Below are 17,478 nucleotides of genomic sequence, written 5' to 3' on the forward strand. Positions count from 1 at the left end.
CGCGCTCGGCGATCATGGCCGGACCTGCCCCTCGGAAACGCAGATGCCTGCCTCTCGTCCCTTGAGCCTGATCACTGGCGCGTCGGCCGGCATCGGCGCCGCATTTGCCCGGGAACTGGCCGCGCGCGGGCATGACCTCGTGCTGGTGGCACGCCGGACCGAACGCCTGCAGGCCCTTGCGCAAGACCTGCACGAGCGCCATGGCGCGCAGGCACACGTCCTGCCCGCGGACCTGGCCGATCCGACCGCACCGCGCCAGTTGGTCGACGCCCTGCAGGAGCAGGGCCTGGCGGTCGACTGGCTGATCAACAATGCCGGCTACGGCGTGCCGGGCACGTTCGATGCCAGCGACTGGCCCGTGCACGCGGACTTCCTGCAGGTGCTGCTCAGCGCCCCGACCGAGCTGGCTTGGCGCCTGCTGCCGGGAATGCACGAGCGCGGTTACGGCCGCATCGTCAACGTGGCTTCGCTGGCCGGACACGTGCCGGGATCGGCCGGCCATACGTTGTATGCGGCCAGCAAGGCGTACCTGATCAAGTTCTCGCAATCCCTGGCGCTGGAGAACCGGCACAACGGCGTGCACGTCTGTGCGCTGTGTCCTGGCTTCACCTGGTCGGAGTTCCACGACGTGACGGGCACCCGCGCGCTGGTCGGCAAGCTGCCGCGTTTCATGTGGCAGGACGCCGATACCGTGGTACGCGAGGGCATCGAAGCGGTAGAACGGGGCGAGGCCGTGCATGTCACCGGGCGCGTGAACCGGGTGATCAAGGCATTGGCCAAGCTGACGCCCGACCGCCTCGCGCTGTGGTTGTCGGCGCGCGAATCCCGGCGTTACCGTCAGCTCGATTGACGCCGATACCGTTCGACTGCGCTAACGTCACCCGCTTGCCGCTCGCGAGACTGCCATGAGCCTTTTCCCCACCCAGATGCGCCCGCTTCCCTACCGCAAGCCCACCGAGGGTCGCGATTACTGGGTGATCGACGATGCGTTGTCAGACCCGTTGGCGGTGCGCGAACGCTGCCTGACGCGGACCGATTGGGAATACGGCTTTCCCACGACCGGCGAAGTCTGGCCCGGGATGCGCACCATGCCGGCGTTGGAACTGGACGAACTCGGCGCGATCGAAGCGCAGGTGCGCCAGGTCACCGGTGCCAAAAAATTGTGGGTCGAGGAAACCGAAGCCGGACAGAAGCTCAACCACAACTGCGTGCAGGTGGTCGGCGCGGTCGAGGGGTCGGTCAAGCCGCACACCGACTCGCTCAATCTTTGCCGCTACGCGGCCGTGCTGTATCTCAACCCGGCGGTGCCCGACAGCTGCGGCACCAGCTTCTTCCGCCAGCGCATGCCCAATGGCCAGTTGGGCGGCAACATGGTGGCGCCGCCACATCGCAACCTGGTCGACGCGCTGGGCAACCGTTTCGTCATGCCCAATGCATTCGCCGAGGACGTACGCGTGGCGCACCGGTTCAACCGGCTGCTGGTCTACAAGGCCAACATCGTGCACAGCGCCAGCGCGTACTGGGGACTGGAGGACATGGCCAGCAAGCGCATGACCGCCGTGTTTTTCTGGATGGCGTAGCGGGCCGGATTCCCTGGCGAACCTTCTATCCCCGATGGGGAAGGCGCCGCCAGCAACTGCTCGAAGCGATCCGCCTTCGCGACGTTAGATTATTTCGCTGGCCGCCAGTCTGGTGGCGCGCACTCCGGTTGCCCCATCCGCCCTTCGGGCACCTTCCCCCGCGCGCGGGGGAAGGATCGTTCAGCGCGGTCTTGTCAGATCAGCTTGATCTCGCGCAGCCGCTGCATCAGGTACTCGTGCGAGGTCAGCGAGGTGTCGTAGCGGCTCGGGTTGTCGGGCGTCACGCACTCGGGCAGCGGGTCGAGCACCACGTCGGGATTGGGGTGCAGGAAGAACGGCACCGAGTAGCGCGGCTTGCGCGCGTTCTCGTTCTGCGGGTTGACCACGCGGTGCGAAGTCGACGGATAGACGTGGTTGGTCAGGCGCTGCAGCATGTCGCCGATGTTGACCACGATGGCGTCGCCCTCGGTGGTGATCGGCAGCCACTCGCCCTCGCTCAGCACTTCCAGCCCCTCGGCGCTGGCGCCGACCAGCAGCGTAATGAAGTTGATGTCCTCATGCGCGCCCGCGCGCACGTTGGGGATGTTCTCTTCCGTGATCGGCGGATAGTGAATCGGGCGCAGGATCGAGTTGCCCTGGTCGGTCTTGTCCTCGAAATAGCTCTCGGGCAGACCGATGTGCAGCGCCAGCGCGCGCAGCACGCGGGTGCCGAGCTGGTCCAGCGCCTCGTACAGGCCGTAGCCGCACGGCTTGAACTGCGGCACCTCTTCCGGCCACAGGTTGGGCGGCATCACGTCGGCGAACTTTGAATCGCGCGCGATCTCGCGGCCGACATGCCAGAACTCCTTGAGATCCGGAAAACGGCTGTCCTTGGCCGTCTCGACCTTGAACGGGGTATAGCCGCGCGCGCCGCCGGAGCCGGGCACGTGGTACTTCATTTTGGTGTCGGCCGGCAGCGCGAAAAACTGCTCGAAGGCCTGGTAGGCGCCGTCGATGAGTTCGCGCGGGATGCCGTGCCCGCTGATGCAGCAGAAGCCGAACTGGCGGTAGGCCGCACCCAGTTCCGCGACGAAGGCGTCGCGGTCGGTCTCGTAGCGGCGGATGTCGAGCGTGGGGACTTGCTTCATGGGTTTTCCGTCATGTGCACATGCGCGGCGGATTTTACGGCGTCGGCCAGCCAGCCGGCCAACTGCTGCACTTCGCCCGCATCGGCACCCTCGATGGTCACCCGCACCAGCGGTTCGGTACCCGATGCACGCAGCACGACCCGTCCGCGTCCCTGCAGGGTGCGCTCGACCTCGGTCAGCGCATGGCGCACGGTGTCGCTTGCCAGCGCCTCGCGCGCACCGGGCGCGCGCACGTTGACCATGACCTGCGGCAGCTTCTGCAGGCCACGGCGCGCGAGCGCCAGGTCCTGGTCGGACGCGGCCAGGGTTTCGAGCACCGCCAGCGCCGCGATGATGCCATCGCCGGTGGTGGCGCGATCCAGGCACAGGATGTGGCCGGAGGTCTCGCCGCCGAGCATGCCGCCGTTGGCCTTCAGCTGCTGCAGTACGTAGCGGTCGCCCACGTTGGCGCGGATCAACGGCACTTCGAGCTCCGCCAACGCCTGCTCCAGCCCGTAGTTGCTCATCAACGTGCCGACCACCGGCCCGCGCAGGCAGCCGCGCGCGAACAGGCTGCGCGCGAGCACGTAGAGGATGTCGTCGCCGTCGGCGATGGTGCCGTTGCGGTCGACCAGGATCACGCGGTCGCCATCGCCGTCGAAGGCGATGCCAACGTCGGCGCTGTGCGCCAGGACCGCCTGCTGCAGCGCCTGCGGGTGGGTCGAGCCGACGTCGCGGTTGATGTTGAATCCATCCGGTTTGTCGCCGATAGCGATGACGTCCGCGCCGAGTTCGGCGAATACCTTGGGCGCCACCTGATAGGTCGCGCCGTGCGCGCAGTCGAGCACGATCTTCGTGCCGCGCAGGGTGAATTCCTCCGGCACGGTTGCCTTGCAGTATTCGGCATAGCGCGCCACCGCATCGGCCACTCGCGTTGCCTTGCCGAGCTGTTCGGAGGACACCGTGACGAACTCGGCGTCCAGTTCCTCCTCGATCGCCTGCTCGACCTCATCCGAGAACTTCTCGCCCATGGCGGAAAAGAACTTGATGCCGTTGTCCGTATGCGGATTGTGCGAGGCGCTGATCACGATGCCGGCCGCCGCGCGCATCGAGCGCGTGAGGAAGGCGACGGCGGGCGTCGGCATGGGCCCCAGCAGACCAACATCCACACCGGCGGCAACCAGGCCCGCTTCCAGCGCGGACTCGAACATGTAGCCGGACACGCGCGTGTCCTTGCCGATCAATACCATCGGCTTGCGGGTCGACCCGCGCGCGAGCACCGCGCCAGCCGCCCGACCCAGGCGCAGCATGAAATCGGCACTGATCGGCCATTGCCCGACCTGGCCACGGATTCCGTCGGTGCCGAAATACTTGCGTGTGCTCATCAGCTTTCCTTGTGGTGGCGCCACGGGGTGGCACCACCTAGATAACTCAGTCTTCGTCTGGCCAGCGTGGAGCCGGCGGACGCGAATCACGGCGCGGCGGCGTGTCGCCTTCGCGCACTGCACGCCAGATCGTCAGCGCATCGACGGTTTGCGCGACGTCGTGTACACGCACCATGCGCGCGCCACGCTGTACGGCGATCAACGCCGCGGCAGCGGAACCGGCGGCACGCGCTTCGCCGGAAGGACGACCGGTGAGCGTGCCGATCATCGACTTGCGCGACAGGCCCACGTAGACACCCGCGCCCAGGTCGGCGAAACGCTCCAGCGCACGCAGCAGCGCCAGGTTGTGCTCGAGTGTCTTGCCGAAACCGAAGCCTGGATCGACCAGCACGCGCCGCTTGTCGATGCCGGCCAGTTCGCAGGCGAACAGGCGGTCGGTGAGAAAGCGGTGGATTTCGCCGACCACGTCGTCGTACTGCGGATCGTCCTGCATGCCGCGCGGCTCGCCCTGCATGTGCATCAGGCAGACCGGCACGCGCAGCTCGGCGGCCGCATCGAGCGCACCCTCGCGGCGCAACGCGTAGACGTCGTTGATCATGCCCGCGCCGGCGGCGACCGCCGCGCGCATCACTTCGGGCTTGGAGGTGTCGATGGCGATCGGCAGCGTGGTGCGTGCGACCAGTTGCTTGATCACCGGGATCACACGGCGCAGTTCCTCCTCGACCGGGACGTCGTCGGCACCCGGCCGCGTGGACTCGCCGCCGACGTCCAGCATGTCCGCGCCCTGCTCCGCCATCGCCAGGCCATGCGCCACGGCCGCGTCGGTATCGGCGAAGGCGCCGCCATCGGAGAACGAATCAGGCGTGACGTTGAGGATGCCGACCACGCGCGGGCGATCCAGCACCAGGTCGCGGCCGGCGCAGTCGAGCACGGTGGCGAAGGGATTGTCGAACATCGATCGCTCAGGCCTGCCCGCCCAGGGCGCCCATGTGCTGGCGGTAATAGCGCAGCTCGTCGATCGAATCGCGGATGTCCGACAGCGCAGTGTGCGCCGACTCCTTGCTCAGGCCGCGCGCGATCTGCGGCGACCAGCGGCGCGAAAGCTCCTTGAGCGTCGAGACGTCGAGGTTGCGGTAGTGGAAGTGCCGCTCCAGGCGCGGCATCTGCCGATGCAGGAAGCGCCGGTCCTGGCAGATCGAATTGCCGCACATCGGCGACTTGCCGGGCGGCGTCCACGTCTTGAGGAATTCCAGCGTGGCCTGCTCGGCCTGGGCGTGGTCGGTGGTCGAATCGAGCACCTGCTGCCACAGGCCCGACTTGCTGTGCTGGTTGCGGTTCCAGCTGTCCATCGACTCCAGCCGGTCGACCTCATGGCGGATCGCGAAGACCGGCCCCTCGGCCAGCACATTCAATTCCTTGTCCGTCACGATGGTGGCGATTTCCAGGATGGAATCGTTGTCCGTATCCAGGCCGGTCATCTCCAGATCGATCCAGATCAGGTTGTCGTCGTTCGCTTGGCTCATGCGTCCTCCTTGGAGCGCGCAGTCTAGCGCAGGCGCCCGCCCACGGCCCCGTGCCATGCGATGATCGAAGCCATGCAGACCTTCCTCTGGCATGACTACGAAACCTTCGGCGCCGACAGCCGGCGCGACCGGCCGGCGCAGTTCGCGGGCATCCGCACCACGGCGGAGCTGGAGATCGTCGGCGAGCCGGTGATGTTCTTCGCCGGCCCGCCGCGCGACATGGCGCCGGATCCGGACGCCTGCCTGATCACCGGCATCACGCCGCAGCAGGCCGAGCGCGAGGGCGTGTCCGAGGCCGAGTTCGCCGCCCGCGTGCACGAACAGCTGGGCGCACCTGGCACCTGCGGCGTGGGCTACAACTCGCTGCGCTTCGACGACGAGTTCACACGGCAGTTGCTGTACCGGAACTTTTTCGATCCGTACGGGCGCGAATGGGAAAACGGCAACTCGCGCTGGGACCTGATCGACCTGGTGCGCATGTGCCAGGCGCTGCGCCCGGAAGGGATCGTCTGGCCCACCCGCGAGGACGGCACGCCCAGTTTCAAGCTCGAACACCTGGCCACGGCCAACCACCTCAGGCAGGAGCGCGCGCACGACGCGCTGTCGGACGTCTACGCGCTGATCGACCTGGCGCGGCTGATCCGCGTGCGCCAGCCGCGCCTGTGGGACTGGCATTTCGACCTCCGGCGCAAGCAGAAGGTGTTCGGCCTGCTCGACGTGGCGGGCATGACGCCGCTGGTGCACGTGTCCTCGCGCTACCCGTCCAGCCGGCACTGCCTGGCCGTGATCGCGCCGCTGGCGCCGCATCCCTCCCGCGCGGGCGAGGTGATTGTCTACGACCTGGACACCGACCCGGCGACCTGGCTCGACCTGGACGAGGACGACATCGCCGACCGCATCTTCACTGCGCGGGCGGACCTGCCCGAGGGCATCGAGCGCATCCCGCTGCGCACCGTGCGCGCCAACCGCGCTCCGGCGCTGGCACCGCTGTCGGTCCTGCGCGACCTGGATCACGGCCGGCTCAAGCTCGACCTGGAACGTTGCCTGCGCCACCATGCGCTGCTCCGTTCCGCCCAGGGGCTGGCCGACAAGCTGCGGCACGTGTTCGCCCGCGCCGCCGAGATGGCCGCGCCGGAAGATCCGGAACTCGCGCTCTACAGCGGCTTCCTGCCCGATGCCGACAAGCGCTTGCTGGCCGAGGTCCGCGCCACGCCGCCGGAACAGTTGGGCCGACGCAGCTTCCCTTTCCGTGACCCGCGCTACGCCGAACTCCTGTTCCGCTACCGCGCGCGCAACTGGCCGCACAGCCTGGATACGGACGAGCACGCCCGCTGGGAGGCCTTCCGGCTCGCGCGCCTGACCCGCCCTACCCCGCTCACCGCTCGCACGCTGGACGACTATTTCGCGCGCATCGCCACGTTGCGCCAGCAGCGGCCTGACCAGACCGCCCTGCTTGACCAACTCGAGGCCTGGGGCCGCGAACTCGCCCCGATCCCGGCCATGGCCGCCGACCTCCTGTAGGAGCGCACCCTGTGCGCGACCGCCATGGGTCGCGCCCACGATGCGCTCCTGCCGGGCGAGCACGGATGACCGATAATCGGCGGATGCCCCAGCCCTACTTCACCCCCGCCACCTTCCGCTTCCTGCGCACGCTTGGTCGCAACAACAGCCGCGAGTGGTTCACCGCCCACAAGCCCGATTACGAGCGCCACGTACGCGAGCCGTTCCTGCAATTGATCGCCGACATGGCCGCCCCGCTGGCGAAGATCAGCCCGCACTACCGCGCAGACGCACGCAGGAACGGCGGCTCGCTGTTCCGCATCCACCGCGACACGCGCTTTTCCAACAACAAGCTGCCGTACAAGACATGGCAGGGCTCGCGCTTCTTCCACGCGCGCCGGCACGAGATCCCGGCGCCCTCGTTCTACCTGCACATCGAGCCGGGCGACTGCTTCGCCGGCGGCGGCATGTGGCACCCGGAGTCCGACACGCTCAAGAACATCCGCGGCTTCCTGGCCGACAACCCGGAGGCGTGGAAGCGTGCGACGCGCGGCAAATCCTTTGAATGCCTTAGCTTCTGGGCCGAAAGCCTGAGCCGTCCGCCGCGCGGTTTCGACCCCGGCCACGAACTGATCGATGACCTCAAGCGCAAGGACTTTGCCGCCGGCGAGAACTTCGACGACGCTTTCGCCTGTTCCTCCGAGCTGCTGCCGTGGGCGGTGGAGAGCTTCAAGCGCGTCGCGCCGATGGTCGACTACCTGTGCGCCGCGCAGGAGCTCGAGTTCTAGTCACGGCTTCCTGTAGGAGCGCACCTGTGCGCGACCGGGATGTCCGCGGTCGCGCACAGGTGCGCTCCTACAGAGTCGCTCGCTGCCGACGCAGCAACACGATCGCCACCGCCATCCCGAGCACAGCGGTGGCAGCCACGTAATGGGCCGGCGCCAGCACGCCAAAGCGCTTCACCAACAACCCGATCAGCGGCGGCGTGAGCCCACCGAACAGCGCGTAGGCGACGTTGTACGACGCGGAAAGCCCCGAAAACCGCACTGCGGGCGGAAACGCCAGCACCATCAGCACCGGCACCACGCCGACCACGCCCACCGCAAATCCGGCCAGCGCATACAGCGCCACGAAGTGGGTACCGCCCGCCGCCAGGTCCAGATACAACGCATACCCGGCTACCAGCAGCCCCGCGGCGCCGAACAGCAGCGCCCGCGCCGGTCCGATCCGGTCGGACAGGCCGCCGTAGAAAAGACATCCCACCGCCAGTGCGAACGACGCCACGTTGTTGCCCAGGAACGCCCGTGCCGGCGCCACGCCGAACGCCGACTGCACCAGCGAGGGCGTCATCAGGATCAGCACCACGATCGCCGCGGTGAGCATCCAGGTCAGCAGCATCGACAGCAGGACCGCCGGCTGGTGCCGCGAGGCCACCTGCGCCAGCGGCAGACCCGCGACCAGTTCGCGCCGCGCGTGCATCGCCTCGAACACCGGTGTCTCGCTCAGCCAGCGACGCAACCACACCGCGAGAAAGCCGAACACGCCGCCAATCAGGAAAGGCAATCGCCAGCCGTAGTCGAGCAGCTCCTGCGGCGAAAGCGACCGATTGAGGCTCGCGGCGACCAGCGAGCCGATCAGGATGCCCACCGTGAGCCCCGAGGTCAGGCTGGCGCAGGCAAAGCCGACCCGCCGCGGCGGCACGTGCTCGGCGACGAACACCCACGCCCCCGGCACCTCGCCGCCTACGGCGATGCCCTGCACCACGCGCAACAGCAAAAGCAGCAGCGGCGCCAGCATCCCTATCTGCGCATGGACCGGCAGCAGTCCGATGCCCAGCGTGGGCAGCGCCATCAGGAACACGCTGAGGGTGAACATCCGCTTGCGCCCGAGCTTGTCGCCGTAATGCGCCATCACGATGCCGCCGAGCGGCCGCGCCAGATAGCCGGCGGCAAAGATGCCGTAGATCTTCACCTGCACCAGCCAGGACGCGCTGTCCGCAGGAAAGAAGAGCTTGCCCAGCGGGATCGCGAAAAACACGAACACCACGAAGTCGTAGAACTCCAGCGCCCCGCCCAGCGCGGCCAGCGCCAGCGTGCGCAAGTCCGAACGTCCGAGACGACGGTCGGTACTACCGACGAGAGTTGCACTCATCGGGCGTCAGGCGCGCCGGTTCTTGAACATCATGCCGACGCCGAGCGCCACCAGCGCCAGCGGCCACCATGTGGCAAACAGCTCGCCAAGGTGCAGATCGAAGCCGAGGTTTCTCAGCAGAAACAGCACACCGATGACGATCAACAGGATGCCGGGCACGCTCGGACGCATCGGTTTTCTCGAAAGGAAGGAAACGGCCACTGTGCGCATGCCGCCGGCCTGCGTCAATGTCCCGCTCAGGCCTCGGCGAACGGGAAGGCAAGCACGTCGGCGATCGCATCGGTGCCGGCCAGGCACATCAGCAATCGCTCGACCCCGAGCGCGACGCCGGCACAATCGGGCATCGCGTCGAGTACAGCCAACAGGGATCCGTCGACCGGCACTTCGCGCAAGCCGCGGCTGCGGCGCACAGCGTTGTCGCGCTCAAAACGCGCGCGCTGCTCGACCGCATCATTGAGTTCGTGGTAGCCGTTGGCCAGCTCGTACGGGCCGAGGTAGAGCTCGAAGCGCTCGGCGACCGGCGGATCGTCGCGGCGGATCCGGGCCAGTGCGCACTGGCTGGCCGGATAGTCGTGGATGACCGTCATGCGGTCGCGCGGAAAGCCCGGCTGCAGGCGGTGTGTGATGATCAGATCCAGCCAGTCGTCGCGGGTCAGGCCTTGCGGATCGACCGTGGATTGGCCCAGCGCCCGTTGCAGTACGTCGAGCGGCGCGGTGAGTGGATCCAGCGCCAGCGTGTCGAGAAACAGCTCCCGGTAGCTGCAGGTCCGCACGTCGGCGTGGCGGCCCACGAGGGCGAGCGCCGCCTGCACCAGCTCGATCACCTCCTCGGCCAGCCGCCGGTGGTCCCAGCCGACCCGGTACCACTCGAGCATGGTGAACTCGGGATTGTGCCGCCCGCCCGCCTCGCCGTTGCGGAACACGCGGCCCAGTTCGTAGCAGTCGCCCACGCCGGCGGCGAGCAGGCGCTTCAGGGGGTACTCGGGCGAGGTACGCAGCCAGCGCTCGCGGGCACCGGCATCGACGTGGCCGCTGAAGGTGGTGGTAAAGCTTTCGATGTTGGGTTCGCTGTTGCCCGCGGCGGAAAGGATGGGCGTTTCCACCTCGAGCACGCGGCGCTCGAAAAAGAACGCCCTCACCAGCCGGTAAAGGTCGGCACGCAGGCGCAACGTCGTTGGCAGCAACGGCTTCATCGGGTCCACGGGCCTCGATTGAGAACAACCCGTCCGCCTTCCCGGTCCATGAAGGTGCGTCCGTTCCTCTCCCAGAAGGGGTTGGTGTTGTGCACCACCTCGAAACCAGCCGCAAGCATCGTGTCGCAGCGCCGCTGCCAGTCCGCCTCCTCGTGCAGGTAGAAGACCAACAGTTGCTCCTCATGCGGCGCGGGCGCAGGCGGGGCCTGGTGATCGCGGATGAATTCCAGATGGTAGGGGCCGTGCGGATGCCCCAGGATGACACCGTCGAAGCCCTCGTGATCGCGCCAGGAGGAAAGCACCTCGAAGCCGAGGCCTTCGGTGTACTGCGCGCCTAGGGCATCGACGTCGCGACAGGCCCGGGCAACGCGCATGACAGTCCCCCTCATGGCGCGCCGTGCTCCGCCAGCAACGCCAGCAACTTCGCCTCGTCCCATACCGGCACACCCAGTTCCTGCGCCTTGTCCAGCTTGGAACCTGCGGCCTCGCCCGCCACCACGAACGACGTTTTCTTCGAAACCGAGCCAGCCACCTTGGCGCCCAACGCTTCCAGCCGTTGCTTGGCCTCGTCGCGGCTCAAGGTCGGGAGCGTGCCCGTGAGCACGACGGTCTGGCCTTCCAGCGGCGCGGCGCTGAGCTCCGCCTGCGGCACGTCGGCCAGCAGGCGCCGGATGGCTGCCTCGGCTTCGCGCAACGGCGCAAGGTTGGCCTCGTCAGCCAGGAAAATCGCCAGATTCGTGGCCGCGGCCTGCGGCAGCCCATGGGTGATCCATTGCGCTTCTCCCGCCGCGAGCAGGCGCTCCAGCGTCGGAAAGTGTTCGACCAGCAGTTGCGTGCTCTTGGGCCCGAGCTTGGAGACCTTCGCATGGTCCAGCAGCGCGGCCAGGCCCAGTTTCTCGCGCAGGCGCGGGGATGGTGCCGCCTCGTCGCTGAAGGTGATGCCGGCGGCCAGCAATGCATCGACCACGCGCTGGTTGCCCTCCTGCGCGAAGAATCCCGCGATCGAAGAGGCCACTTCCCCGCCGATGTCCGGCAGCACGCGAAGCACGGACGCCGGCATGCTGCGCACCATGTCCAGGCTGCCGAGCCAGGTGGCCAGCGTGCGCGCCGTGCTCTCGCCGATGTGCATGATGCCCAGCGCGAACAGGAACCGCGGTAGCGTGGTGCGCCGACTCGCGTCGATGCCTTCGACCAGGTTCTCGGCCCATTTGGTGGCGATCTTGCCGGCCTTGACCGTCTCCGGCGTGGTGCCTTCGCGCTCGTCGATCGCCTGTTTCATGGCCACGAAGCGCTCGACCGTGAGGTCGTAGAGGTCGGCCGGCGTGCGCACCATGTCCAGTTCGACCAGCGCATCGACGAAGCGGCTGCCCAGGCCTTCGATGTCCATTGCGCGCCGCGAGGCGAAGTGGATCAACGCCTCCTTGCGCTGCGCCGGGCAGACCAGCCCGCCGCTGCAGCGCCAGGCGGCCTCGCCCTCCTCGCGCATCAACGCCGATCCGCACACCGGGCACTGTGCCGGCATCGTCCAGGGATGCGTGCCGGTCGGCCGATGCTCGGTCTGCACGCGCACGACCTCGGGAATCACGTCGCCGGCGCGGCGCACTATCACCGTGTCGCCTACACGCACGTCCAGCCGCGCGATCTGGTCGGCGTTGTGCAGCGTCGCGTTGGTGACGGTGACGCCGGCTACCTGCACCGGTGTAAGGCGCGCCACCGGCGTGGCCGCGCCGGTGCGGCCAATCTGGATCTCGATGGCCTCGACGCGGGTGCTCTGCTCCTGCGCCGGGAACTTGTGCGCGACGGCCCAGCGCGGCGCGCGCGAGACAAAGCCCATCGCGCGCTGGCCTTCGTAGTCGTCCAGCTTGTACACGACACCATCGATGTCGTAGGGCAGCGCGTCGCGCTTGGCGCCGATGCGCTTGTAGTACGTGATCAGGCCGTCGAAGCCGCGCGCCACGTCCGCCTCGGGCGAGACCGGGAAACCCCAGTCGCGCAGGCACGCCAGCGTCTGCGAATGGGTCGAGGGCAGCTCGCCGCCCTCGACCACGCCGACCGCGTAGGCGAAGAAGCTCAAGCGCCGCTTTGCGGTGACCGCCGGATCGAGCTGGCGCAGCGAGCCGGCCGCACCGTTGCGCGGGTTGGCCAGCGGCTTCTCGCCATGCGTGCGGGCGTATTCGTTGAATGCCTCGAAATCCTTGCGCAGCATGATCACCTCGCCGCGCACTTCCAGCACGTCCGGCCAGCCCGTGCCGCGCAGCCGGAGCGGGATCGCCCGCACCGTGCGCAGATTCGCCGTGACGTCCTCACCGGTCTCCCCGTCGCCGCGGGTGGCGCCCTGAACGAACACGCCTTGCTCGTAGCGCAGGCTGATCGCCAGGCCATCGAGCTTGGGTTCGACCGAGAACTTGGGCTCGCGCCGGTCCAGCGTCTGCTCGACGCGGCGTTCGAACTCGGCGATTTCGCGGAAGCGCTCGCGTTCGGTGTCGCCTTCCTGTTCGAACGCGTTGCCGAGCGACAGCATCGGCAGCGCATGGCGCACCTCGGCAAAGCCCCCGTGCGCGCGGGCCCCGACGCGACGCGTGGGCGAATCGGCCGTGGCCAGCGCCGGATGCGTCGCCTCCAGCGCCTCGAGTTCACGCATCAGGCGGTCGTACTCGGCATCGGTGATGTCGGCGTCGTCGAGTACGTGGTAACGGTAGTTCGCCTGCTCGATCCGCTCGCGCAGTTCGGCGGCCCTGGCCTGCCAGTCGGAAGTGTTCGGATGCATGGCGCGAGTGTAGCGAGAGGCCCGCCTGTGCGGCATGGAGGTCACTAAGGGAACCAAAAGGGCACGGCGCTAGCGTGCCCGTGCCGGCGGCCTCCATGCCGCCCGCGGGAGGTGGCTATGCGCCCGTTCCATTGGTTTGCCTGTCTCCTTTTCATGGCGTCGGGCGCCGCTTGCGCCAGCGGCGGACCCTTCGGCATCGACCACCGCCTGCACTACGACAACAGCGGCATCTGGAAACGCAGCAACCAGAAAGTTGTGCTCTACGGCAGCATCGTCACTATCGGCGCTGGAGCCCTCGCCTTCGGCGATCAGGACGAGTTCGGCGATACGGCGTGGCGGTCTATCGACGCGATGGTCATCACCAGCGTGGGCACGCAGGCGCTCAAATACACCTTCCGACGCGAGCGACCCTCGCAAACCAGCAACCCGAACCGCTTCTTCACCCACGGCCAGAGTTTCCCGAGTGGAGAGGTCGCCGCGCTTTCCGCGGCCGTCACTCCCTTCATCGCCCATTACGGCGACGAGCACCCCGCGGTCTACGCATTGGCCTTGCTGCCCGCCTATGACGCGGTCGCGCGCATGAAGGTGCATGCCCATTGGCAGAGCGACGTGCTCGTCGGTGCGCTGATTGGCACTGGCGTCGGCCTCTGGGCCAGCCGGCGCGACTCGCCGCTGATCGTCGGTTGGCTACCCGGCGGGTTCAGCGTGGGCTACGTGCACCACTTCAAACCCTAGACCAGAGTTGCGCGCGCCACTCAGCGATGCAGGTGGCCGGAAGCCTCGGGCTGGTAGTCGATCTGCATCACGCGCAGGTGTCGCGCCCGGCCACCAGGCATCGGCCAGTCGATCTCCTGGCCTTGCGCCAGCCCCAACAGCGCGCTGCCCACGGGAGCAAGGATAGACACCGTGCCGGGCTTGCCCGCCGCGGCCGGATACACCAGCGACATGGTGATGCGCTCGCCGGTCCCTTCCTCGCTGAAGGTCACCGTGGAGTTCATGGTGACCACATCGGCCGGCATGTCGCCCGGCTCGCGCACTTCCGCCCGCTCCAGTTCCGCCCGCAGCGACGCGTGTTGCTGTGCTTCCGCGGCCGGCAGCCGATCGAGCAGGTTCTCGATGCGTTCGACATCCAGGCGGGATAGGACGATGGCGGGCCGACTCATGGGTTTCTCCACGGAAAAAAACCGGCGTCATGCCGGCATGCTGGGAACAGGGAAACGGAGGCTGCGCCCAAAAGCGCAGGGTTCCCGGGAATCTGGTGTCGACTGCGCAAAAAGGCAAGCCCGTCACGGCGCCGGCGACCATGCACGCACCGAAGGCAGCCGGGCCCGTATCATGCGCCCCCATGCCGAACGATGCCCTTTCCCCCGCCCCTCCCCTGCACGCGGGCGAGCCGGTCGAGGCATCCTCGCGCGAACGCTACCGTGGGCTGATCTGGCTGGTCTCGGCGGCGTTCTTCATGCAGGCGCTGGATTCGACCATCGTCAACACCGCGGTGCCAGCCATGGCCGATGCCCTTGGCGTCACGCCGCTGGGCATGCGCAGCGCGCTCACCAGTTATGTGCTGACCCTGGCGATCCTGATTCCGGCCAGCCCCTGGCTGTGCGATCGCTTCGGCACGCGCAAGGTTTTCGGCGCCGCCATCGCGGTATTCGGCGTGGGTTCGCTGTTCTGCGGCATTGCCCAGACATTGCCCCAGTTGGTGGCCGCGCGCGTCATGCAGGGTGTCGGCGGCGCGGCCTTGATGCCGGTGGGCCGCTACGTACTGGTGCGCAGCATCGCCAAGCACGAGTTCGTGGCGGTGATGAGCACGGTGGCCACGTTCGGCCTGCTCGGTTCCGTGCTGGGCCCGCTGCTGGGTGGTGCGCTGGTGGAGTTCACGTCCTGGCGGCTGATCTTCCTGCTCAACGTGCCGGTAGGCATCGCCGGAATGTGGATGAACAAGCAGGACATGCCCGAGTACCGCATGCGGCACGCCAACCCGTTCGACCTGCTCGGCTTTCTGCTGTTCGGCGCCGCCTCGGCGCTGCTGCTGACCGCCTCGGAGCTGGTCGGCGCCGAGCACGTTGCATGGGCGCGCATCGGCGAGTGCACGGCGCTGGCGCTCCTGATCGGCGTGATCTACGTATGGCACAGCCGCCGCACCGCGTTCCCGGTCGCGGACCTCACGCTGCTGAAGGTGCGCAGCGTATGGGTGGCGCTGGCGGGCAACCTGTTCACCCGGCTGGGCATTTCGGGCATGTTCCTGCTGCTGGTGCTGTTCCTGCAGGTGGGTTGCGGCTGGTCGGCGCTGATGGCGGGCATGATGATGGTGCCGCAGGCCATCGGCTCCATCAGCGCCAAGTGGATCGTCAATCGCGCGCTGGCGCGACTGGGCTATCGCCGCCTGCTGATCGGCAACACGCTGATCGTGGCGATGCTGCTGGCTTCCTTCGCTACCTTCGGGCGGGACACGCCGGCGTGGCTGATCGCGGTCATGGTGTTCCTCTACGGCGGCTTCGGCGGCCTGCAGTACACCGCCATGAATACGCTGATCTACCACGACCTGGACATCAAACACGCCTCGATGGCCTCGTCGATGGCGTCCACCGCGCAGTATCTTTCGATGAGCTTCGGCATCGCGCTGGCCACGTTGCTGATGGAGTCGCTGCTGCAGGGTCACGCGCACTCCGATTACGTGGCCGCGTTCCGCTGGACCGTGCTGATCCTGGCGGTGGTTACTGCCTCGGCCAGCCGCGTGTTCAGCCGGCTACGGGTCGATCGCCCGACGCGCAGGGAAATGCCCGCCTGACGCGCGGGCGGCAGGCGCACGCCTGATAGGCTTGGCGGGCGTTTTCCAGGAAGCGATCCATGCGTTCGACGTTGTTCCTTGCCGCCCTTGCCGGCGGCCTTCCCGTCCCGGCCGCCGCCGAAACCGGCGCGAACTTCCACCTGACCGGTCATCCCGCCGGCTGGCTGGCGCTGGCGCTGTTCGTGCTCGCCTACGTGGCGGTAGTGCTGGAGGAGCGCATCCGGATCGCCAAGTCCAAGCCGGTGATGCTCGCCGCGGCGTTGATCTGGGGGCTGATCGCCTGGCAGACCCGCGACGGCAGTGGCGGGTCGGCCGCAGCACGCGATGCGTTCCAGGCGATGTTCCTGGAATACGCGGAGATCTTCTTTTTCCTGGTGGTGGCGATGACCTACGTCACCGCGCTGGGCGAGCGCAACGTGTTCGAGGCCCTGCGTGCGCAACTGACGCGCCGGCGGCTGAGTTACCGCGCGCTGTTCTGGATTACCGGCACCATTGCCTTCTTTCTCTCGCCGGTATTGGACAACCTGACCACCGCGCTGGTGATGTCCGCGGTGGTGCTGGCGGTCGGCGGCGGACAGGCGCGTTTTGCCACGCTATCGCTGATCAACCTGGTAGTCGCCGCCAACGCCGGCGGTGCCTGGAGCGCGTTCGGCGACATCACCACGCTGATGGTGTGGCAGGCACACAAGGCCGAGTTCTTCGACTTCTTCCGGCTTTTCCTCCCGGCGCTGGTCAACTGGCTGGTACCCGCTATCGCGATGCATTTCGCCTTGCCCAAGGGGTTGCCCGACTCCGTGCCCGGGAGCGGGCATGTCAAACCCGGGGGGATCGGTATCTGCCTGACCTTCGCGCTGACCATCGCGATCACCGTCCTGGGCAAGCAATGGCTGGGCATGCCAGCCGCCTACGGCATGCTCACCGGACTGGCCCTGCTCAACCTGCTGGCCTCGCGCATCGACCGTAGCCAGCGCCGCTATGCCCTGGCGCAAGGCGTGGAAGAAGAGCCCTACTCGATCTTCCGCATCATCGCCAACGCCGAATGGGACACGTTGCTGTTCTTCTATGGCGTGTTCGGCTGCGTTGGCGGGTTGGCGGCGCTGGGTTACCTGGAGCTTGCCTCGCACACGCTCTACGGCGCGCTCGGCGCGACACCGGCCAACACGGCCATGGGCGTGCTGTCGGCGGTGATCGACAACATACCGATCATGTACGCGGTGTTGCAGATGAATCCGCCCATGGATCAGGCGCAGTGGCTGCTGATCACCCTCACCGCGGGCGTGGGCGGCAGCCTGCTCTCGGTGGGCTCGGCCGCCGGCGTGGCGCTCATGGGAGCCTCCGGCGGACGCTACACCTTCATGCGCCACCTGCGCTGGACCTGGGCCATCGCGCTCGGTTACGTGGCGAGCATCGCGCTGCACCTGGCTCTCAACGGGGCTTAGCCCCCTTTGCAGGAGCGCACCCTGTGCGCGACCGCCATGCGCC

Annotated in this window: 17 protein-coding genes; 7 read left to right on the top strand and 10 right to left on the bottom strand. The window is 67.7% G+C overall.

Features of this window, described 5'->3' with window-relative positions; all coding sequences use genetic code 11:
* Positions 1 to 43 precede the first annotated feature (43 nt).
* On the top strand, positions 44 to 850 hold the full coding sequence (locus ACFWZ3_RS09685; protein WP_439707524.1) for an SDR family NAD(P)-dependent oxidoreductase: 807 nt from the start codon (positions 44 to 46) through the stop codon (positions 848 to 850).
* A 55-nt stretch (positions 851 to 905) separates the two neighbouring features.
* Positions 906 to 1,580 (top strand): DUF6445 family protein, encoded by a 675-nt coding sequence (locus ACFWZ3_RS09690; RefSeq protein WP_439707525.1) that lies wholly within the window; start codon positions 906 to 908, stop codon positions 1,578 to 1,580.
* Between the two features lie 194 nt (positions 1,581 to 1,774).
* Here the strand turns inward: ACFWZ3_RS09690 and ACFWZ3_RS09695 are convergent, their stop codons facing one another.
* From ACFWZ3_RS09695 to orn, 4 genes are read right to left on the bottom strand one after another with little or no spacing between them, the layout of a single operon-like run.
* A complete protein-coding gene (locus tag ACFWZ3_RS09695) occupies positions 1,775 to 2,707 on the bottom strand; it encodes an isopenicillin N synthase family dioxygenase (RefSeq protein WP_439707526.1) in 933 nt (310 codons plus the stop codon).
* A complete protein-coding gene (glmM, locus tag ACFWZ3_RS09700; RefSeq protein WP_439707527.1) occupies positions 2,704 to 4,071 on the bottom strand; it encodes a phosphoglucosamine mutase in 1,368 nt (455 codons plus the stop codon). Before glmM ends, ACFWZ3_RS09695 begins: the two co-directional genes overlap by 4 nt.
* A gap of 46 nt (positions 4,072 to 4,117) precedes the next feature.
* On the bottom strand, positions 4,118 to 5,026 hold the full coding sequence (gene folP / locus ACFWZ3_RS09705; protein ID WP_439707528.1) for a dihydropteroate synthase: 909 nt from the start codon (positions 5,024 to 5,026) through the stop codon (positions 4,118 to 4,120).
* 7 nt (positions 5,027 to 5,033) lie between these two features.
* Positions 5,034 to 5,594: an oligoribonuclease gene (orn, locus tag ACFWZ3_RS09710; RefSeq protein ID WP_439707529.1), complete on the bottom strand. Its 561-nt coding sequence runs from the start codon at positions 5,592 to 5,594 to the stop codon at positions 5,034 to 5,036.
* A gap of 72 nt (positions 5,595 to 5,666) precedes the next feature.
* Between orn and sbcB the strand changes: the two genes are divergently transcribed.
* Together sbcB and ACFWZ3_RS09720 are read left to right on the top strand one after the other, a co-directional pair.
* Positions 5,667 to 7,115 (top strand): exodeoxyribonuclease I, encoded by a 1,449-nt coding sequence (gene sbcB, locus ACFWZ3_RS09715; protein ID WP_439707530.1) that lies wholly within the window; start codon positions 5,667 to 5,669, stop codon positions 7,113 to 7,115.
* An 83-nt stretch (positions 7,116 to 7,198) separates the two neighbouring features.
* The gene (locus ACFWZ3_RS09720) at positions 7,199 to 7,882 is read left to right on the top strand and encodes a DUF2461 domain-containing protein (RefSeq protein WP_439707531.1); all 684 of its coding nucleotides are present in this window, start codon (positions 7,199 to 7,201) and stop codon (positions 7,880 to 7,882) included.
* Positions 7,883 to 7,949: 67 nt separating this feature from the next.
* Here the strand turns inward: ACFWZ3_RS09720 and ACFWZ3_RS09725 are convergent, their stop codons facing one another.
* From ACFWZ3_RS09725 to ligA, 5 genes are read right to left on the bottom strand one after another with little or no spacing between them, the layout of a single operon-like run.
* Positions 7,950 to 9,245, bottom strand: a complete 1,296-nt coding sequence (locus ACFWZ3_RS09725) for an MFS transporter (RefSeq protein ID WP_439707532.1) — start codon at positions 9,243 to 9,245, stop codon at positions 7,950 to 7,952.
* A 6-nt stretch (positions 9,246 to 9,251) separates the two neighbouring features.
* Entirely contained in the window at positions 9,252 to 9,455 is a 204-nt protein-coding gene (locus tag ACFWZ3_RS09730; protein WP_439707533.1) for a LiaI-LiaF-like domain-containing protein, read from the bottom strand.
* Positions 9,456 to 9,481: 26 nt separating this feature from the next.
* Positions 9,482 to 10,438, bottom strand: coding sequence for an EF-P lysine aminoacylase EpmA (gene epmA / locus ACFWZ3_RS09735; RefSeq protein WP_439707534.1), 957 nt, complete (start codon positions 10,436 to 10,438; stop codon positions 9,482 to 9,484).
* Positions 10,435 to 10,812 carry a VOC family protein gene (locus ACFWZ3_RS09740; protein WP_439707535.1) on the bottom strand — a complete coding sequence of 126 codons (378 nt, stop codon included), beginning with the start codon at positions 10,810 to 10,812 and terminating at the stop codon, positions 10,435 to 10,437. Before ACFWZ3_RS09740 ends, epmA begins: the two co-directional genes overlap by 4 nt.
* A gap of 11 nt (positions 10,813 to 10,823) precedes the next feature.
* Positions 10,824 to 13,205, bottom strand: a complete 2,382-nt coding sequence (ligA, locus tag ACFWZ3_RS09745) for an NAD-dependent DNA ligase LigA (protein ID WP_439707536.1) — start codon at positions 13,203 to 13,205, stop codon at positions 10,824 to 10,826.
* 117 nt (positions 13,206 to 13,322) lie between these two features.
* Between ligA and ACFWZ3_RS09750 the strand changes: the two genes are divergently transcribed.
* On the top strand, positions 13,323 to 13,940 hold the full coding sequence (locus ACFWZ3_RS09750) for a phosphatase PAP2 family protein (RefSeq protein ID WP_439707537.1): 618 nt from the start codon (positions 13,323 to 13,325) through the stop codon (positions 13,938 to 13,940).
* A gap of 20 nt (positions 13,941 to 13,960) precedes the next feature.
* On the opposite strand, the gene rnk is transcribed toward ACFWZ3_RS09750, so the two are convergent.
* Positions 13,961 to 14,368, bottom strand: a complete 408-nt coding sequence (gene rnk, locus ACFWZ3_RS09755; RefSeq protein WP_439707538.1) for a nucleoside diphosphate kinase regulator — start codon at positions 14,366 to 14,368, stop codon at positions 13,961 to 13,963.
* Positions 14,369 to 14,550: 182 nt separating this feature from the next.
* On the opposite strand from rnk, the gene ACFWZ3_RS09760 reads away from it, so the two are divergent.
* Positions 14,551 to 15,996: an MFS transporter gene (locus ACFWZ3_RS09760; protein WP_439707539.1), complete on the top strand. Its 1,446-nt coding sequence runs from the start codon at positions 14,551 to 14,553 to the stop codon at positions 15,994 to 15,996.
* A 59-nt stretch (positions 15,997 to 16,055) separates the two neighbouring features.
* Positions 16,056 to 17,435: a sodium:proton antiporter NhaD gene (nhaD, locus tag ACFWZ3_RS09765; protein ID WP_439707540.1), complete on the top strand. Its 1,380-nt coding sequence runs from the start codon at positions 16,056 to 16,058 to the stop codon at positions 17,433 to 17,435.
* Positions 17,436 to 17,478: the final 43 nt, after the last annotated feature.

The organism is Frateuria sp. GZRR35 (assembly GCF_051900415.1).
Classification (GTDB): Bacteria; Pseudomonadota; Gammaproteobacteria; order Xanthomonadales; family Rhodanobacteraceae; genus Frateuria_A.